This window comes from Actinoalloteichus sp. AHMU CJ021 (genome assembly GCF_002895405.1).
In the GTDB taxonomy this organism is placed as follows: Bacteria; Actinomycetota; Actinomycetes; order Mycobacteriales; family Pseudonocardiaceae; genus Actinoalloteichus_B; species Actinoalloteichus_B caeruleus.
Genome location: NZ_CP025990.1, coordinates 5799095 through 5816444, shown reverse-complemented (window position 1 = coordinate 5816444; position 17350 = coordinate 5799095). Strand labels below are relative to the sequence as shown.

The window sequence follows — 17350 nt, the reverse complement described above, 5'->3', positions numbered from 1 at the left end:
CGCGCCCCGCGTGGGCATGTCCCAGCCCGCCACCCGCACGGGGGTCCGACGCGTCAGGCTTTGGTGGCGACGATCAGGTCCCGGGTGATGGCCTGGTCTACCCGGTGCCGGAAGCCGTGGTGGGCGGGGGTGTCGCACACCCGCAGCCCGTTGTCGGACAGGATCGCCGCGATCTCGTCCCGCCCGGCCCCGTACGTGTTCCAGGAGATCCCCACCGCGCCACCGGCGCGAAGGAGGCGGCACCACCCGGGGACGGCGGCGTTGAGGAGTTCCAGCGGGCTGCGGGTGAGGCCGTCAGTGCGGTCCCTGCTGCCGTGCTGCACGCCGTAGGGGGCGTCGGTGACGATCAGGTCCACCGACCGGTCGGGGAAGAACTCCGCCGCGCGCAGGGTGTCGGCGTGCACCAGGTCGAGGGTGAGCCGCTCCCCCGCCTTGTAACTCTCCCGGTCGACGCCGATCTCGGCGTGGAGGCGTCGGCCGATCTGCTTCTTGTCGCGTCGGATCCTGGTGATCTCCGCGTGGTGCTTGACGCGCTTGCGCTTGAGCCAGGTGCGGAGGAAGGCCGCGTAGGCGTCGACGTGCTTGCCGTCCGCTTCGACGCCGAGCGCGTCGAAGCCGTACGTCAGGGCCTGGCTCAGGGTGGTGCCGCGCCCGGCGAGCGGGTCGAGCACGCGGAGCTTCCGCCGTCCCCACTCGGCGGCCAGGTCGGAGGAGAGCAGGGTGACGTTGAGCAGGAGTTTCGTGAACAGTTCGTTGGTCTTGCCCACGTACTTCGGGATGGTGAGGAGGTCGTCGTCGAAGCGGTCCTCGGGGTGGGCGTCCAGCGGGAGCAGCAGGTCGTCCCGCAGTTCGAAGAGGGCGTAGCGGGAGGACAGGTTCGCCAGGCGGTTGAGGTCCTCCTCCGAGAGCTCGTCCGCGTCGAAGGTGACGTAGTCCACACCGCCAAGGCGGCGGGTATCGATGCCGGTGAGGCGGCCGGGGAACAGGCGGTCACCGAAGACCGCGAGTTCGGCCCTGGTCAGTTCCACCGACGCCCCGGTGTAGACCTTGTTCGCAGCGGGAAGGATCAGGATGCCGTAACGCCTCATGCGCTTCTGTTCCACCAAGGGTTCACTCCGTCGGGACCGCGCAAGGATACTGAAGGCTGGTGGAGCCCGTCCCCCGCCCGGGACGCGACGGCACCGCCGGCGAACGACGTGTCCGTCGACGGTGCCGGGCGCGGCGCTACCGGCGTTGGGCCGGCTGGAGGTGTTCGGCGGGCACGGCCCGTTCGATGGCGCGGGAGTTGCCGACCTCGTCGAGGTAGGTGAGGATCTCCCGCCACGACTGGATCAGGTTGGTCTCGTGGTACGGGACGCCCCGTTCCTGGCAGAACTCGATCACGATGGGCCTGGCGTGCCGCAACGCGGGTCGGGGCATGCTGGGGAACAGGTGGTGCTCGATCTGGTAGTTGAGCCCGCCGAGCCCCCATTCCAGGAACCGACCACCCGTGACGTTGCGGGAGGTGAGGACCTGGCGGCGGAAGAAGTCGATCTTCTCACCGGGTTGGAGGATGGGCATGCCCTTGTGGTTGGGGGCGAACGTCGATCCCATGTACAGGCCGAACAGGCACTTGTGGACGAAGAAGAACGCGATGGCCTTGCCGGGCGAGAGGACGAGGAAGAGCGCGGAGAGGTAGGCGGCGAAGTGGACCACGAGCAGGCCGCCCTCCAGCCAGCGCCGCCTCGGGGGCAGGGTCGGCAGTGCGCGGAAGGAGGACACGTGCAGGTTGAGCCCGGCGAGTAGCAGCAGGGGGAAGAAGAGCCGGCCCTGCCACCTGGTCCACAGCAGGCGGAGTCCTCGTGTCTTGCCCACCTGCTGTTCGGTCCAGGACAGCGCTCCCTCGGCGATGTCGGGGTCCCGGTCGACGTGGTTGGGGTGGCTGTGGTGCCGGTTGTGCTTGTCCACCCACCACCCGATGCCCAGGCCGATGCCGAGGTTGCCGAGGGTGAGGCCGGCGACCTCGGAGGCCCGACGGCCTCGGAAGATCTGGCGGTGGCCGACCTCGTGTCCGGTGAAGGCGATCTGGGTGGACAGCACGGCGAGGACGACCGCGGTCAGCAACTGGTACCAGGAGTCGCCGAGGAACGGGAAGACGGCCCAGGTTCCCAGGTAGAGCGCCACGTTCGTGGCGATGACGGCGGTGTAGTAGCCGTGCCGTCGACGCATCAGCCCGGCGTCCCGGATCCTGCGGGAGAGCACGCTGTAGTCGCTGCGCCGGTCGGAGGCGTCCTGGGGCTCCTCGACGGCTGCGGGGAAGGACATGGGGATCCCTGTCTTGGGTAGGGGTGCGGGGCCGGTCCACCGATGCGGACCGGTCGAGGCTCTGGCCGGGGTCGGGCGTTCCCCGGTGGCGCCGACGGGCGTCACCGGGCGTGGGTGGACCGCCGGTCGGGTGAAATCGGGCACGTCGCACCGGGCGCCGGACGTGGGCGCTGGTGCGCCTGTGCGTGGAGAAATGCCTGGTTGACCAGGCACGCGGCTCAGCGTCGCCGGAGGAGGCCAACGGCGCGCACGGGCGAACGCGGTCGTCGCCGGCATCGGCGCGGTGGTCGATCTGTCATAGAATCTCGACCTTCCTTGAGTGAGTTGAGGGACTCGGTTGAGGAGTCGTCCCCCGGCCGGGGTGCCAGTGGTGTGGTGTGCGGCCGGGGGACGGTCGTCAGCGGGTGAGTGGGGCAGGTCGTGGTGCGTGGTGTTCCGGCTGGGGCGGCCTGGTTGTCAGCCGCTGAGCGGACCTGGTGACCGCAGGACTCGCCTGGCTGGTTCCAGGGGGTCGACCGCTGGCCCGAGGAGGGATCGGGCGATCGCGGCGTGTGACCTGGCCGCGCGGACCATGAGCGGTGCGGTGATCGTGGCCACGATGAAGCAGACGGCCATGACCAGGAGCGCCGTGGGCAGGTCACCGACCCAGATCCCGAAGCCACCGTCGAACAGGTTGTGTTCGGGGCCCGTCACGTATCCGATCATGATGCCGTGGCCGACGGTGCCGTCGTCGAAGGTGATGGGGATCGACCAGTACCACAACGGCAGGGTGATGCCGGCGACCGGGATCACCCACAGGACCGCGACGACGAGGTCGAAGACGAACAGCAGGGGCGCCAGCGGCAGGAGGTAGGCGAGGTTCCGGAACGTGGCCGGGTCGGTCCACCGGGTCCTGATCTGGCTGATGATGCCGGGAGCGGTGACGGGCCGGTAGGCGCTCTCGACGCGCCGGGCAACCAGGAACGCCCGGCGCCGCTCCACCTCCGCCATCCCCCTGATCAGCAGGGCGGCCCCGAGGAGCAGCGGGAACCCGAGCCAGAAGATGCTGAGCACGGAGGAGACGATCACGCTCACCAGTGCGACGGCCATGAAGGCCACGGCGATCGGCAGGTAGCTGATCAGGTAGGCGAGGGCCCACCAGCTTTCTCGGGTGAACAGCGCCATCGCCGGTGACGCGGGCGCTGTCGGTTCATTCGTGCTCACTCCACGCTCCGCAGCAGTTTCTCGACCGCTCCCAGCCTGGCCGCCAGCTCCGCGAGCTCCCCCCGGAGCATCGCCTGGTTGGCGACGGCTTCCTCCGCGAGCTTGCGGTAGTGGGCCATCGCCACGGCGTCCGCCCGGTGGCGCTGCAACCGGAAGTAGGAGACGAGGCTCAGCGAGAGCCCACCGATGACGATCAGCACGATCGAGATGGCGATGACAGCGCCGATCATGTGGATGTGTCCTCCATGTCCGTAGGGCCTTCCTCGTTGCCCGATGTACCGGGAGACGCGTCCTGGTCGGCCCGCAGGGCCTGGCGGACGGTGTCGACGTTGAGGCGAAACTCGAAGGGCGTCAGCTCGAAGTACTTCATCGCCTTGCCGTCGGCTGAGAGTTCCAGGGCACCGGTGACGATCCCGGCCTTCTCCAGCCGTTCGAGGTGCATGTAGAGCAGGGGACGAGACAACCCCAGGCGCCTCGCCAGCTCGCTGACGTGCACGCGACCAGCCGCCAGTTCCTCGATGACGCGGAGGCGCTGGACGTGACCGAGGGCCGCGAGTACCGCGAGCAGTTCCGCGCTGTTCAGAGGCAACCCCCTCCACTACCCCAGTTTCACCTGTCAGGGTGACATTACACGTGAAGTGCCACCGTGGGTGCGCGGGGTCCCCCGGGGAACGGCGTGCTCCCTCGCCCGGGGAGCAGCGGCGGGACCGGAACCACGGTTGTCGGGGTGGATTGGAACCGCACCGCGAGGCGGGTCTGGTCGCGCTCCTCCCCTGCCGGGTCCGGGTGGGGTCGCGACGGCGGATGTCCCCTGCCGCCCGGGACGCGACGGCGGAGGGGATGGGGCCTGGCAGGCCGCCAGGGAATGGCGGCAGGAGTTCCGAGGGTGGGGTGGGTTCGTGGCCTCCGGGCACCGGCCACTGGCCACCGGGTCCGCCGGTCGTCGCACTGGCACGAAAGGGGTATCACCGCGACGACGGGTGGAGGGCGTGCTGACGCGCCCGTGCCCCCGGGCCGTGGCGGCACGGGGCATCCGAGACGATCTGGACGGGTCTCCCGTGCTGGGGCGGCGGGGTTCCGCCGGCGAACCGGGGCGGGAGTGGCCGGAGTACCGGGCTGGTCAGGGTGGGACCGTCCCGCTCCGCCCGCCCGGGATCACCGGTCGGCGGGGTGCCGGTCGGGCGGGGCCCACGGAGCGGCGCTTCCCGCGCGACCGCCGGACCGGTGGTGCCGTGGGAGGACGACCCGGGCGGGCTGGCGGGGCCTTGCCCCGGATCCCCCCGATGCTCGGTGCGGTCCTGCCGCCCGGTGCGACGCGCGTCGGGGGCAACCCGCTTGGCCTGCCGGTGTCCCCGCCCGACGCGGGTGGGTATGGCGTCGGGCGGGGCTCGGCTCAGTGGTGGCCGTGGTGGGCGAAGTCGCACCCCTCCGCGTCGGCGGGGATGAGATGCGCGTCCTCGATGTCCACGGGGGCGCACCAGAGGTAGTGCAGCCCCATCTCCTCGGCCCCGGTGGGCCCCGAGGTCACGGCGAAACCGTTGCCGAAGGACCAGTCCGGGTTGCCCCGCACCTCACCCTCCTCGACGGCGTCACGCCAGGACTCCTGGAACTCCGTGAAGCGGTCGGGGTCGAAGATGACCAGGCCGAGTTTGTCGTGCGGCGGCACGGCACAGGTGGCCCACTCCCCCACGTAGGGTTCGTACAGCCCGATCAGCAGGGGTCCGACGAAGTCCCGGAACTCCTCCTCGTTGGCGGGTGTCGGGTCGGCGCACTCGCCGGTTTCCTCGGCGACCCAGGACGCCAGTTCGAGGGCGGTGTCGAAGGACTGGCCCATCGCCGCGGCACCGGTCTCCTCCGCCGCCTCGTGGTCGTGGTCGTCGTGTCCCCCACCCTCCTCCGAGGGGGCCGCGTGCTCGGTGCTCGCGGGGGGTGGGGCCTCGGCGGAATCCTCGCCTCCGCCGCAGCCGGCGAGGACGAGGGCCACCGCCGCCAAGGACCCGGTCGCGGCGAGCCGTGCCCTGGTGAGCAGGCTGGAATTCACTCGGTTCTCCCTTTCCTGTCCGTCCGGTGTTCCCGTCGGCACGCGCGGCTCACTGGAAGACGACGTCCGAACAGTTGTAGAAGGCCTCGGGGCTGTCCGAGCGCTGCCAGATCGAGTAGATGATGTGCCGCCCGGTCTTGCCCTCCGGCAGCTGCCCGTACATCTGGTAGGAGTCCCACCAGCTCCCGTCGGTGTGTTCCTTGGGCGGGTCGGTCGCGACCAGGAAGGGTTCCTCTTCGAGGTCGGACCAGGCCAGGGGGGTGGTGGGGTCGTAGCCGTCCTTGGTCACGTACAGCTCGAAGGTGCCGGGGTGCGGCGCCCAGGCGGCGTAGCGGAAGTTGTAGTCGGCGCCGGACCGCAGGGTGGTCGCCGGCCAGTCCGGGCGGGCGGCGTTGTAGGCCGCGTACTTGTCGGTGCCCGCCGCGCACAGCTCCCCGTCGGGGATGATCTCGCGGTGACGTCCGGCGGCGTCGGGGATCAGGATGGCGAACCAGTCCCAGAGCGGCTGGGTCCCGCCCTCCGCCACCGCGTCCCGGCAGGCGTCCGAACTGGGGGTCTGCGGCCCTTCGTCGAAGCAGACGTAGGTCCGGGTCGCCGGTGCGGTCATACCTCCGTGCGCGTGCGCCACACCGGCCGTGAGGGTGCTGGCGAGAAGGGCCAGCGCCACTCCGACCACGCCCAGCGACGCGACGTTGCGTCGTCTCGTTCTCATGCGCTGCTCATTTCTGTGCTGGACAGACAAAGATCGCGCGCCCTGGAACGGAGTGTAGGCAGCGGTGGACTGGCCGAACAGCGCCGTTCATCTCAACCCGGCTGCCTCCCTCGGCGAGGGATGAGGTGGTGGTGGGCGGGGGAGGCGCGGCGCCCCCACTTCCCCCGCCCGCTGGCGCGTCACCCGATCAGCCAGGCCTCCTCGTCACCCGACCAGCGGTTCACCCCCGTCGGCGTGGCCGCGCAGCGGCGGTGGATCTCGGTGAACGCCGGGACGAAGGCGGCGTTCACGCTCTCCCACTCCTCCTGCCACTCCCGCACCCGGGGCAGCCAGTGGCGCAGCTCGGCCAGCACGGCGTCCTCGTCGACCCTGGTCAGCCGTCCGTTCTCGACCACGGTCTCCCCCGCGACCATGACCTGCTCGATGGACGAGCCGTTCTCGGAGTAGACGAGGTGCACGGCGAGGTCGTTGCGCGGGGTGAACGAGAGGGTGTTCAGGTCGTAGATGACCAGGTCGGCCTGCTTGCCGACCTCGAGCGATCCGGTCCTGTCCTCCACGAGCGCGCTGCGCGCTCCGCCGAGGGTGCCGGCGCGCAACACCTCGGCGACGCTGGGCCAGCGGTGGTGGTCCGGTTCGCTGACCTTGTGCAGCAGCCCGGCCGCCTTGACGACGTCGAGCATCCTCGGGCTGTCGCTGCTGGAGGCTCCGTCACTGCCCAGCGCGAGGTTCACCCCCGCGTCGAGCAGGTCGCGGAAGGGAGCGATGCCCGATCCCAGCTTCAGGTTGGAGATGGGGTTGTGGGACACCGACGCGTTGGCCGCCCCGAGTATCTCGATGTCGGACCGGGTCAACCAGATGCCGTGGGCCAAGGTCGTCTCCCGGCCCAGCGCGCCGATCCGGCGCAGGTGTTCCACCAGGGTGGTGCCGTGGAACTCCCGGCCGGTGACGGCCTGGACCTTGGTCTCCAGGACGTGGATGTGGTACTCGGCGTTCCAGGCACGCGCGAGTTCCGCCGCGCCGACGAGGAGGTCGTCGGTGCACCGTTGGGGACCGGAGGGTGCCACCATGTACCGGAGGCGGCCGCCGGCCCGTTCGTGGTGCCGTTCGAAGGCCCGCCTGCTGAAGTCGAGGTACTCGTCGGTGCGGGGCGGCGTGATCGCCCGGACCTCGTCGAGCAGGTCGGGGCGGAGGACCTCCTCCACGAAGGGCAGGGTGTCGACGAAGGGTTTGTTGATGACGTGCCCGGACACGTTCGCCCGGATCCCGGCGAGCTCGTAGGCGTCGAACACGGCGGCCAGCTGGTCGACGTTCTGGGTCGGGGTCTCCAGGACGTCGTCGACCACGCAGGTCACGCCGGCCCGGAGTGACTCCATGGCCACCAGCAGGGTGCGCAGCCGGACGAGGTCGGCGGGAAGTTCCCCGATCCCCAGGATCGGGTAGGAGAAGAGCATCCACAGTTCGAGCGGCAGGTTGTCGTAGCGTCCCTTGAACAGCGCCTCCCACGAGTGCAGGTGCCCGTTCACCAGTCCGGGGGTGACGAGCCGGTCCCGGCCGTCGATGACCCTCTCGTCCGGTCGTGGTTCCAGGTCCGGTCCGATCTCGGAGATCAGGTCATCGCTGATCCGGATGCTCGTGGTGATCGGCCGGGCCCCGGTCACCTCGTCCATCGTGATGACCGAGGCGTGGCGGATGAGTGTTCCCACGTGTTGTTCTCCTGTTCCTCGTGGGCGGCCAGCGGGCGTCGGCTGGTCCTCAGCTGGTGCTGGCCGGGGTGGCCCGCTCCGCCGGGGTCGGCATCGGTGACGCGGCGTCCCTTCGGTGTCCGGGCAGTACCCGGTGCAGCAGCGGCGCCGCGACGACGGCGACCAGGATGCCCTGGAGCGGCGGCACGCCGAGTTCGTACACGTTGCTGACCGCCGCCACCAGCGTGCCGGCGAGATAGGCGCCGAGCCCACTCCACCGGACCACGGGCTCGCGTCCTCCCACGGCGGCGGGCAGGCGACCGCGCCAGGCCAGGAAGTACTGGCCGATCACGGCGCCCCCGAGTGGGGGGATCACGATCCCCAGGACCACGAGGAAGGTCTCCAGTGCCTCGTAGACACCGGTCACAGCCAACAGGATCCCGAGCAGGACCCCGCCGATGACGAAGGGTCGTTTGTCGTTCACCCCGAAGAGTTCCGCGCCGGCGACGCCGAACGCGTAGGCGGCGTTGTCGTTCGTGGTCCAGAGGTTGGCGACCAGCAGGAGCAGGCCGAGGACGAGGAGGTCGAGCTGGATCAGGACGGCGGCGAAGTCCGGTTCGCCGTAGACGACCGCGCCGACGGCGCCGAAGAACAGCATGAGGGTCTGCGCGACGAGGAAGGCCACCAGCGCGGCGGCGAAGGCGTGCCGGGGGCGTCGCGCGAAGCGGGTCCAGTTGCCGACCTGCGTCCCTCCGCTGACGAAGGTGCCGACCATGATGGTGAGGGCGGTGGCGACGCCCAGCTCGGCGGTCGGTTCGATCGAGAGCAGTCCGTGCCAGCCGCCGGCGTCGCCGAGGGCGCGAGCGACGACCCAGAACGCCAGGACGAACATCAGGGGCACGGCGATCGCGCTGAGGATCTCCAGTCCCCGGTATCCGAAGTAGGCGGTGGTGCCCATCAGCAGCCCGGCGACCACCATGATGGCCCAGGTGCTCTCCCAGCCGAGCGCCCTGCCCGCGAGGTCGGCCAGCAGCGCGACCGTGACGCCGAACCAGCCGATCTGGGTGCCGCCGAGCAGCACCGACGCCCACTTGCCGCCGGCGAGACCGAGGGCCCGGCGGGCGAGCAGCACGGTGCTCAGGCCGGTCCTGGCGGAGATCACCCCGATGACCGCGACGTAGCAGCCGAGCAGGACGCTGGCGGTCAGGCTGAGCACCAGGAACTCCGCGAACGGGAAGGCGCCCGCGATCTGGCCCCCCGCGAGCATCGTGGGTGCGAAGAACGTGAAGCTGACCAGCATCAGCAGCAGCGACCCCAGGCTTCGGCGGGCGGACATCGGCACCGGGGCGAGCGGGTAGTCGGGGTCCACCACCGGCTGACTACCCTGGGCCACCCCCTGATCACCCTTGTTGCCCAACGTCCGCGGTGCCCGTGGCGACATGGCCCCCCCTTTCACTACTTTCCGTCACACGTTGACGAGCAAGGGACGGTAGGAAGTGGGTGTTTCACGCGGCTCCGTGCCGCGTTACGGGGAGATGACGAAGCCGGGGTGTGAGCAACCGCACCGCTCGCTCGGGCGCCCGAACCAGGCTCGGGTCCTGGTGGGCTCGGGTGGGGTCCGGCGAACGAGTCGCGGTGGAGCCGCCGGCTGCGGGACCTCGGTCCTCGTCGGGGTGGCGGAAGGTCCCGCGCGGTGGAAGGCCTCCCCCATCGCCGGCCGGCGGCACGGGCGATCCGGCTCTCCGTGTGGCGGTCGCCAGCGGGTCGCCCGCCTGTCGCGCGGTGTCGGCCCCGCCTTCCACCCGATCACGAGGTTCCGGGTTGCGCGGTGCGGGGTTCCGACCACCGGCCTCGCCTGGGGCGTCACCGCCTCGGACGGCGGGTCGGGACGATGTGCCCGGTCTCGTTCGGCTCACCTCGCTGGTGCGCGGCGTGACTCCGAGCGGCCGAGGTGGTCGCCCGCCCAGGTGAGTGGGGCCGCGGCGGACCGTCGCGACCGGCGCGCGCCACCTCCCCCGCCGGCACGCCAGGGGAGGTGGCTTCGGCGTCCGCCAGGCACACCCGGGCTGGCGGTCCGGCGCGGGGTGGCAGCGCGGGCCTCCTACCCGACCAGTTCGAAGTGGCCGAGTCGCGCGGACCACCGGTAGCGGTCGACCCAGGTGGTCTCGGTCGACCAGTCGGTCATCGTGACGACGACGTCACCGTCCTCGACGGCGAAGTCGGTGGGCCGGAGCATCCAGTGCGGTCCGTCGGCAACGGTGCCCAGTAGGCTCGGCTGCCCCTCCTCGTCCACCGTGACGGCGACCAACGACCCGGAGTACTCGGAGTTCCGGGGGCCGCAGTCGATCATGAGGAGGGCGTCCTCCACGCCGTCAGCGGTGACGTCGGCGAACGCGACCTCGTGTCCCGGCGCGAAGCGGTAGACGTGGCCGGGGGTCTCGGCCGTGCCCCCGGTGAAGGAGACCGGCGCCTCCGGACAGGCGCCGATGGCGGGCAACGGGACGACCGCGTCCCGCCAGGCGATGTCGCGGACTCCGCCGGCCGGTTCGGCGGCCTGCGCCGCGAGGGTTGGACCCGCCACCGCCGCGGTGACCGCCAGGGACAGCGCCGCCGCCCATCGAGGGAACGTTGCCCCGTGCCGCCTGCTCGGTCTCATGTGCGCTCCCGTTCCTCGTGGACGTCCTGGGGCCGCCGCCGACGTACACCGCCGGCACCGGCAGTGGGAGGACGGAACGGCCCCGGGGCCGGGTTGCCTCCCGGCGAGCACCGCCCGCGGAGTGCGCGCGTCCTGGCGCGCGGGGTCAGGTTGACGGTGCCTGCCCGACCCGTTCCTGGGGCGAGACGGACTCACGACCACGGCACCAGCCCCGGGCGCGGAACGGTCCGGGTCGCGACGCCGGCGTCCACCACGGCGGCACCAGCAGGTGCTTCCCCACCAGGCCGGCTCCGGCACCAGGGAACCGCGCCCGGCGGGCGCAGCGCCCGCTCCCGTCCACCCCCCTCGCTCCTCGGAGGTCCCCGGGTGGACCAGCGCTGCCCGGTCGTCCCGCCCGCTTCGTCCTCGCGGACGAGGGGCTGCTGGCCGGGGAGGGGACGGCCCAGCCCGTTGACCCGTCCCACGTCCGACCGGGACGTCGGCGTCGCCCCCTACGGCGCCGCCTCGACGTGGACCGCCAGCACCCGACCGGTGGCGGTGTCCACGTGCGGCACTCCGGGTTCCTCCGGTAGTGGGGTGTCGAGGTAGAGGCTGCGCAGTCGCGCCGTGTCCCGGCCCAGCTCCCGCGCCTTGTCCACTGCCTCCCGCTCGGCCTCCTCCCGGGTGATGCGCCTGGCGCCCTCGAGCACGACGACGTGGTGCGGGTGGACGACGCGGTTGTCCGAGGGGTCGTAGAGCGCCACCACGTGGGTGAGCGCGACGGCGGGTGCGTCCCCGGCGACGGCGAACTCGGTCATCTCGCCTCCCGGAGGGTGATGATCGGCCAGTGGAACACGTTCGCCAGGGCCCGCGCGTGGGCGTTCCTGACCAACGCGGCGAGGTGGATGGTGGTGACCGCGTTCCTCGCGACCATGTTCCTCCCCTCGGAGGCGGGGTATTCCTCGGATGCTCCGGTGCCGTCGGGATTGATGCGGTCGATGTGCGTGATGACCATGTTCGCGTGAGAGGTGATGTCCGGCTGGTAGGTGATCCACCTCGACATGGAGATCTCGACGATGGTGTTCCTGGGTGGCTGTTCGACGTGGAGCGTCACTCCCAGTTCCGTGTTGGAAGTGCTCGTCATGCTCCAGGTACGAGCGAGCATCCCGTCCATGGGCACCTGTCCTTTCCGCGTCGGCTACGCGTTCGTGGGTTCGGGCACTCCGAGGTGGGTTCCGCGTTCGCACGCCGTTCGTTCTCCGAGGCCGTGCGGCGCTCCCGGAGTTCGAAGTGGGTTGGTGGCGGGTTGGCGGCGCCGTGCGCCCGGTCAGGACCTGCGGGGTGCGGCCGGACGTCGGCCTCTCCAGTCCGGGGGTGGTCGCTCCTCGCGCGGCGCGACCCGGCGATCCGGGGCGCGTCGCCGTCATCGCTGCGCGTCGGGCCGGATCGCGACGAGTCGGCCGCCGGCGCCCACGTGCAGCACACCGGGCTCGTCGGGGAGGGGCGTGTCGAGGTGGAGGCCGGTCAGGCGTTCGGGATCGTGGCCCAGCAGCCGTGCCTGGTCCACCGCATGCCGCTCGGCGTCCTCCCTGCTGACGGTTTCGCCGCCTTCGAGCACCACCACCTGGTGGAGGTGGACGACGCGGTTGTCCGAGGGGTCGTAGAGCACGACCAGGTGGGTGGCCGTGGCCCGGGGTCCCGTTCCGCCGCCTCCGAACCTCATGCTCGCTCCTCGGCGGGGACGACGACGGGCCAGAAGAACAGGTTGACCAGTCCCCGAACGTGCGCGTTGCTGACCTGGGCCGTGACGACGACGCTGGTGACGTTCTCGCGCACGATGACGTTCGGGCCCGAGTCCACGTCGAATTCGTCCAGGTCCGTGGTGCCATCGGGGTTGACGATTCGCACCGCGGTGATCGCCAGGTTCGCGCGCGACGAGATGTCGGCGCGATAAGTGACCCATCGCGCCATGCAGAGCTCGATGATGGTGTTCTTCCGGGGTTGTGTGATGAGGAGCGACGATGTCACGACCTTGTCGGAGTCACTCGTCGCGGACCTGGGTTCGACGTGCATGCCATCCACGATCATTGCTCCTCTCGGCAATGAGTGGAGAATCGTTCCGCGCCACGACTCTAGGTCGGTGGTCCGAGGGGCGCAGGGCGGCTGACCGCGTTGGGTGAGGGGTGCGTCGTGCTCGGAACGCGCCCCGTTCCCGGCGAGACCGGGCCGGGGCGGGCGGGGTGCCCACCCCGGCGTCCGGGTGGCGTCGGTGCGCTGGAGCGCTGTGGCACGGCAGGTCGGGCGGCTTGGGCTCCGCGCGACCCGTCGGATCACTCGGGTGGGGTTGCGCCGTCGGGGCCGTTCGTCCGCCGAGCGTGTCCGGCACCGCTCGCCGCCACTGAGCCGGGCGGCGGTCCGCGCCGCGCGCGGCCCCCGCCCGCGGTCACCGCCGGTGGCCGTCCTGCCGACCGTCCCGGGGGTGGGCCTCCGTGCCAGCCGCTCGGTTCCACGCGGCCGCCGACTGGCTCCCCCTGCTCGCCGACCTCGGGCGGCCCGCCGGTGGGGGGGCGGAACGGCCCGGGAGGTGGCGGGGCCCGGGGCGGAGCCCGCGTTCCGCGGCGAACGGCGTCCCGGTTCACGCGCCGCGGGCTCCCAGCTGGTCAGCGCGGGGCCGGTGGTCGTGTTGGCCCTCGCCGCGCGGCCGTGGTGGTGGACGGTGTTCGGGCGAGCAGCCGCGAGTAGGCGTCCACGTTGTCCTCCACCGTGTGCTCGAGGAGCTCGCGCAGATCCGGGTCGTCATCCTCGGGGCGGGTCGCGGTCGCGGCGAGCGCGCTGGTGAGCAGCCCGTTGGCCAGGAACCGGGCAGCGTCGCCAGGGCCGAGACCCGCGTCGTCGCGGAGCGACCGGTGCAGGCTCGACAGCGTCTCCCGCGCGAGGCGCGCGAGGTCTGGGTCGGTTCCGGAGGAGATCAGCCGGAGGAGGACGAGCAACGTGGCCGGTTTCTCCGCGATGGCCCGGAGGTAGGCCCGACCGAGGACCTGACGGGTGCGCGCCGATGCCGGGTTCGCGGTCGGCCCGGAATCGGGGGTGGGCCGGAGCGCGGCGCGGACGTGGTCGAGGCTGGCGGCGACGACGTGCTGGAACAACGCCTTCTTCGTCCCGAACAGGCGAACGATGTACCCCTGGCTCACCCCGGCGAGGCGAGCGACGGTGTCGGTGCTCGTGCCCTCGTAACCGTGGTTCGCGAAGGCCTCCTGGGCCGCGGTGATGACCAGTTCGCGGCGCCGGGCCGCCGGCAGCCGACGCGGCGTGGGTGCGGGCACACCACGGAGGTTATCAACCGATTCCTTCCGGGGTGGGCCGCGGCGTACGATGAGGAATCACGTGATTACCCAAGGATGGTCGATGCCTCCCCCACCACCCGCTCGCGACCAGGTGGCCGGCTACGACCTCGACGGCGTCGTCACCCGGCGGGACTCCTTCACCGCGCTGCTCGTCGACCGCCTACGTGCGTCACCACCACGACTGATCAGGGCGTTTCCGTCCCTGCTGCGCCTGACGCTCCACCCTGGCGACGCGCAGCGTCGGAGCCGCGCCGCGCGCCGGGTCACGGAGGTCGCGCTCAGCGGGCTGTCCACTCCCGAATACCAGCGGCTCGCGGACGAGGTGGGCGCGCGCATCGGGGGCGACCCGACGTGGCTCCGCGCGGAGGTGGTCGACCGCATCAGGCGCGAGCACGGAGCGGGAACCCGGGTCGTGGTGGCCACCGCCAGCGAACACCGCCTGGCGACCGCGTTGCTGCGGGCCGCCGACATCCCGTTCGACCTGCTCTCCGCCTCACGGCTCACCGGGGGACCCACCGGGCAGCGGGTCGCGGACCACCGTGTCGGCGCCCGCAAGGCCGAGGCCCTGCGGGAGTGCGGGGTTCCGCTCGACGAGGCCGTGTTCACCACCGACTCGTACACCGACCTGCCCGCCGCTCGCCTGGCGGCACGGGTGGTGCTGGTCGGGGCGACCCGCCGCACCCGGGAACGCTACGCGGCGGCCGGCATCGACGTCCGGGCGCGGTGACCCGGCACCACCCCGGGGCCGCCGGTGCTGCCTGACGGACCACTGCCGTCAGCGCCGTCCACGTCCTGAGGGGACGCCGGGTGGCGGGTGGTCCGCGTTCCCGCCGTCACCGTGGGACACCCCTACCGGGCGGCTGGAGCTCCGGACTCGCTCATGCCACCGAGCGTCAGCCGCCGACGAGGGCAGGGGACGCCGCCCGGACCTGGGTCCGCCGCGGGTGCGGGGACCCGGTCCGCGTGATCCTGGGTAGCCGGTCCGTCCCCTCGCGGGTGGCCGCCGGCGGGACAGGTCCGACCCGGTGCGGCTCAGCCGGTGGGGTCCCCGTAGATGATGCCCCGACCGTTGGTGGCGATGTAGACACGACCGTGGACACGGGGGTCGCCGGTGATCGCCGCACCCGTCCACGCCCACTGGTGGTCGTCGTCGTTGATCCGGAGCCAGGTCCCTCCCGCGTCGTCGGACCGGTAGATGCCACGAACTCCGTTGACCTTCGCGCTGGAGTAGAGCGCGGGGTACGCCTCCCCCGGCGCGGCCCGGCCGAAGCCGATGTTGTCGGCCTCCTCGACTCCGGCGACGCGGCTGAAGCTGGAGCCCTGGTTGGTGGAGCGCCACAGGCCGTAGTGCCCCGGTGCTCCCCCGGCGAGCCACAGGTCCCCCGCCCGCCCCGGCACGGCCTTGAACCGGACGTCTCCGCTGCTGGGCAGACCGCTGGCACTGGTGGCGGTGAAGCTCGCTCCCCCGTCGACGCTGACGTAGAAGGTGCCGCCGCTGAAGCCGTAGAAGACGGCGGGATCGACCCGGTCGGCTTCCACGGTGGCCCCGGCGGGGATACCCCTCGCCGGTTGCCAGCTGCCGCCGTAGCTGGTCGAGACGTGCACGCCCGTTCCCTCCGGGCTCCACACGATGCTGCTGGCGTTCGCGGCCACCGCCACCGTGCCGCCGCCGGTGACGCCGGCCGGTCGCTGGCCCTGCCACCAGGTCTGCCCGTTGTTGGTGGAGATCCCGATGTGGGAGGACGCCGAGTCCTCGACGTCGCCCACCCTGACGACGACGGAGGGGTTGAGCTCGGCGAAGTCCAGGCTGCGTACCGCGCTCATGAAGGGGGTGGTGTGCATCATGGCGGGGACCTGGTCCAGATCGGTGTGCCGGAAACCGCCGATGTCGAGCATCCCACTGAGCAGGGGAGCTCCACCAGGGGGGCTGATGAGGTCGAGGACGGCCGTCTCCTCCAGCCCGAAGACCATCGGGCGGATACCGACACGGCCCCCGACGTCCCACGCCGTCAGGTTGTCCGTGCCGTAGATGGTGGCCCCGGTCCCGTACATCATGCGGTCCGAGTCGAACGGGTCGATCTCCAGCGCCTCGGTCATCCAGCCCAGCTTCGGGGAGACCTCCGGCGGTACCGGGTTGTCCTGGCCGAAGGACAACCAGGGCGCGGAGGAGGTGTCCAGGGAGTAGCGCGGGGTGCGGGTGGGGTAGTCGGCCCACTCCCAGATCGGGCTCCAGGTGCCTCCCCCATCGGTGGTCCGCCAGATCTGGGTGTCGGGCCACCACGAGCTGTAGGCGGTGACCATGAGCGTCTCCGGGTTGCGCCGGTCGATGGTCAACCCGCTGTAGCCGAAGTAGTTGTCGTCGGAGTCGGAGGGCACCGGGCTGATCCGGGTCCAGTGCCCGCTCGTGGTGTCGAACTTCCAGACGTCGCCGGCCGCACCGTCGTAGGGCCCTCCGGTGTCGGAGGTCGCGAGGTAGAGGTAGCCGTGCTCGCTGTCGAGCACTCCCTTGTGGGGCAGGAACCCGGTGGGCTGTCCCGGTAGTCGCTGCCAGGTCGTACCGCCGTCGGTCGAGCGGTAGACGTTGTTGTTCTTGTCCGCGACGCCGACGTAGATGTGCTGGGTGCGGCTCCCCGGGGTGCCGGTGCCCTCGTCGAAGGTCACCCAGACGACGCCCTGGTTGTCGCTGAGGTACCCGCTCGGGTCATCCGGGTCCTGCGCGTAGTCGCCCGCGTTCGGGAAACTGGCGACCTTCGACCAGCTGACGCCCTGGTCGGTACTGCGCCACAACCCGTTCCCGCTGGGCGTCCCCAGGTACAGGACCCGGTTGTCGTTCGGGTCGATCGCCAGGCGTTCGCCCATCCCCCGCCCCGGCATGTTCCCACCGAGTTTGAAGGGCAGTTCGGTGACCTGCCAGCTCTCGCCCCGGTCGGCCGAGCGGAGGATGGCACCGTTGTTGGGGTCCCAGTCGTTGGTGTAAGTCCCGGCGGCGAGGTAGACGCGGTCCGGGTCGACGGGATCGGTGGCCAGGCTCGCCACGCCCGTCCAGCCCCAGTCGTCCCACCCCACCCAGTCCAGCAGGGGCGTCCAGCGCTGGGTGGACTCGTTCCACCGGTAGGCACCGCCGATGTCGGTGCGCGCGTAGATCAGGTCGGGCTCGGTCTGGTTGAAGATGATGCCGGGGACGAAGCCGCCCCCACCGATCTCGACGTTGCGCCACGAGTAGGACGCCCGGGGCGTCGCCTCGGCCCGGGGTGCCGTGTCGGTGCCGGAGGGCACCACCAGGGTGCTGGCCACCATCCCGACCACCAACGCACCCGCCAGGTGTCTTCGCATGTGCTGTCCTTCCGGGGACACCGGCCCCGCGCACGCGCGGCGGCACCGGAGTGCGCGTGGGGACGCGCTGGCCCGGCGACGGCGGCGGAACAGCGG

At 71.4% G+C, this 17350-nt stretch carries 17 protein-coding genes; 1 reads left to right on the top strand and 16 read right to left on the bottom strand.

Annotated features, from left to right (window positions below):
* Nucleotides 1-53: 53 nt before the first annotated feature.
* From C1701_RS24410 to C1701_RS27845, 15 genes are all read right to left on the bottom strand, one after another.
* Nucleotides 54-1088 (bottom strand): TRM11 family SAM-dependent methyltransferase, encoded by a 1035-nt coding sequence (locus C1701_RS24410; protein WP_026418071.1) that lies wholly within the window; start codon nucleotides 1086-1088, stop codon nucleotides 54-56.
* 136 nt (nucleotides 1089-1224) lie between these two features.
* Complete coding sequence (locus C1701_RS24405) at nucleotides 1225-2304, bottom strand: fatty acid desaturase family protein (protein WP_026418072.1); 1080 nt, start codon at nucleotides 2302-2304, stop codon at nucleotides 1225-1227.
* 456 nt (nucleotides 2305-2760) lie between these two features.
* Nucleotides 2761-3507: a sensor domain-containing protein gene (locus C1701_RS24400; RefSeq protein WP_337661934.1), complete on the bottom strand. Its 747-nt coding sequence runs from the start codon at nucleotides 3505-3507 to the stop codon at nucleotides 2761-2763.
* Complete coding sequence (locus C1701_RS24395; RefSeq protein ID WP_016698257.1) at nucleotides 3504-3737, bottom strand: hypothetical protein; 234 nt, start codon at nucleotides 3735-3737, stop codon at nucleotides 3504-3506. Before C1701_RS24395 ends, C1701_RS24400 begins: the two co-directional genes overlap by 4 nt.
* Complete coding sequence (locus tag C1701_RS24390) at nucleotides 3734-4096, bottom strand: ArsR/SmtB family transcription factor (protein ID WP_211215291.1); 363 nt, start codon at nucleotides 4094-4096, stop codon at nucleotides 3734-3736. Before C1701_RS24390 ends, C1701_RS24395 begins: the two co-directional genes overlap by 4 nt.
* An 804-nt stretch (nucleotides 4097-4900) precedes the next feature.
* A complete protein-coding gene (locus C1701_RS24385; protein ID WP_103056699.1) occupies nucleotides 4901-5548 on the bottom strand; it encodes a hypothetical protein in 648 nt (215 codons plus the stop codon).
* Nucleotides 5549-5597: 49 nt separating this feature from the next.
* Nucleotides 5598-6260 (bottom strand): lytic polysaccharide monooxygenase, encoded by a 663-nt coding sequence (locus C1701_RS24380; protein ID WP_026418074.1) that lies wholly within the window; start codon nucleotides 6258-6260, stop codon nucleotides 5598-5600.
* Between the two features lie 179 nt (nucleotides 6261-6439).
* Nucleotides 6440-7963, bottom strand: a complete 1524-nt coding sequence (locus C1701_RS24375) for an amidohydrolase family protein (RefSeq protein ID WP_103056698.1) — start codon at nucleotides 7961-7963, stop codon at nucleotides 6440-6442.
* 49 nt (nucleotides 7964-8012) lie between these two features.
* Nucleotides 8013-9335, bottom strand: coding sequence for a cytosine permease (codB, locus tag C1701_RS24370; RefSeq protein ID WP_337661933.1), 1323 nt, complete (start codon nucleotides 9333-9335; stop codon nucleotides 8013-8015).
* 708 nt (nucleotides 9336-10043) lie between these two features.
* On the bottom strand, nucleotides 10044-10598 hold the full coding sequence (locus tag C1701_RS24365) for a hypothetical protein (RefSeq protein ID WP_103056696.1): 555 nt from the start codon (nucleotides 10596-10598) through the stop codon (nucleotides 10044-10046).
* A 491-nt stretch (nucleotides 10599-11089) separates the two neighbouring features.
* Nucleotides 11090-11395 carry a hypothetical protein gene (locus C1701_RS24360; protein ID WP_030105686.1) on the bottom strand — a complete coding sequence of 102 codons (306 nt, stop codon included), beginning with the start codon at nucleotides 11393-11395 and terminating at the stop codon, nucleotides 11090-11092.
* Nucleotides 11392-11751, bottom strand: a complete 360-nt coding sequence (locus tag C1701_RS24355) for a hypothetical protein (RefSeq protein WP_016698266.1) — start codon at nucleotides 11749-11751, stop codon at nucleotides 11392-11394. The genes C1701_RS24360 and C1701_RS24355 overlap by 4 nt, the downstream gene beginning before the upstream one ends.
* Before the next feature lie 249 nt (nucleotides 11752-12000).
* Nucleotides 12001-12300, bottom strand: a complete 300-nt coding sequence (locus tag C1701_RS24350; protein WP_016698267.1) for a hypothetical protein — start codon at nucleotides 12298-12300, stop codon at nucleotides 12001-12003.
* Entirely contained in the window at nucleotides 12297-12665 is a 369-nt protein-coding gene (locus tag C1701_RS24345) for a hypothetical protein (protein ID WP_030105685.1), read from the bottom strand. Before C1701_RS24345 ends, C1701_RS24350 begins: the two co-directional genes overlap by 4 nt.
* A gap of 572 nt (nucleotides 12666-13237) precedes the next feature.
* Nucleotides 13238-13900 carry a TetR/AcrR family transcriptional regulator gene (locus C1701_RS27845; protein ID WP_051713378.1) on the bottom strand — a complete coding sequence of 221 codons (663 nt, stop codon included), beginning with the start codon at nucleotides 13898-13900 and terminating at the stop codon, nucleotides 13238-13240.
* Nucleotides 13901-13982: 82 nt separating this feature from the next.
* Between C1701_RS27845 and C1701_RS24335 the strand changes: the two genes are divergently transcribed.
* Nucleotides 13983-14648, top strand: coding sequence for an HAD family hydrolase (locus tag C1701_RS24335; RefSeq protein WP_337661932.1), 666 nt, complete (start codon nucleotides 13983-13985; stop codon nucleotides 14646-14648).
* A 305-nt stretch (nucleotides 14649-14953) separates the two neighbouring features.
* Here C1701_RS24335 and C1701_RS24330 read toward each other — a convergent pair whose 3' ends face one another.
* Entirely contained in the window at nucleotides 14954-17254 is a 2301-nt protein-coding gene (locus C1701_RS24330) for a xyloglucanase (RefSeq protein ID WP_337661931.1), read from the bottom strand.
* Nucleotides 17255-17350: the final 96 nt, after the last annotated feature.

Bases quoted from the DNA above. Each gene is read 5' to 3' on its own strand.
- C1701_RS24365 (WP_103056696.1), bottom strand. From the start codon at position 10,598: ATGAGACCGAGCAGGCGGCACGGGGCAACGTTCCCTCGATGGGCGGCG.
- C1701_RS24345 (WP_030105685.1), bottom strand. From the start codon at position 12,665: ATGATCGTGGATGGCATGCACGTCGAACCCAGGTCCGCGACGAGTGAC.
- C1701_RS24350 (WP_016698267.1), bottom strand. From the start codon at position 12,300: ATGAGGTTCGGAGGCGGCGGAACGGGACCCCGGGCCACGGCCACCCAC.
- C1701_RS24330 (WP_337661931.1), bottom strand. From the start codon at position 17,254: ATGCGAAGACACCTGGCGGGTGCGTTGGTGGTCGGGATGGTGGCCAGC.
- C1701_RS24380 (WP_026418074.1), bottom strand. From the start codon at position 6,260: ATGAGAACGAGACGACGCAACGTCGCGTCGCTGGGCGTGGTCGGAGTG.
- C1701_RS24395 (WP_016698257.1), bottom strand. From the start codon at position 3,737: ATGATCGGCGCTGTCATCGCCATCTCGATCGTGCTGATCGTCATCGGT.
- C1701_RS24355 (WP_016698266.1), bottom strand. From the start codon at position 11,751: ATGGACGGGATGCTCGCTCGTACCTGGAGCATGACGAGCACTTCCAAC.
- C1701_RS24405 (WP_026418072.1), bottom strand. From the start codon at position 2,304: ATGTCCTTCCCCGCAGCCGTCGAGGAGCCCCAGGACGCCTCCGACCGG.
- C1701_RS24360 (WP_030105686.1), bottom strand. From the start codon at position 11,395: ATGACCGAGTTCGCCGTCGCCGGGGACGCACCCGCCGTCGCGCTCACC.
- C1701_RS24410 (WP_026418071.1), bottom strand. From the start codon at position 1,088: ATGAGGCGTTACGGCATCCTGATCCTTCCCGCTGCGAACAAGGTCTAC.
- C1701_RS24335 (WP_337661932.1), top strand. From the start codon at position 13,983: ATGCCTCCCCCACCACCCGCTCGCGACCAGGTGGCCGGCTACGACCTC.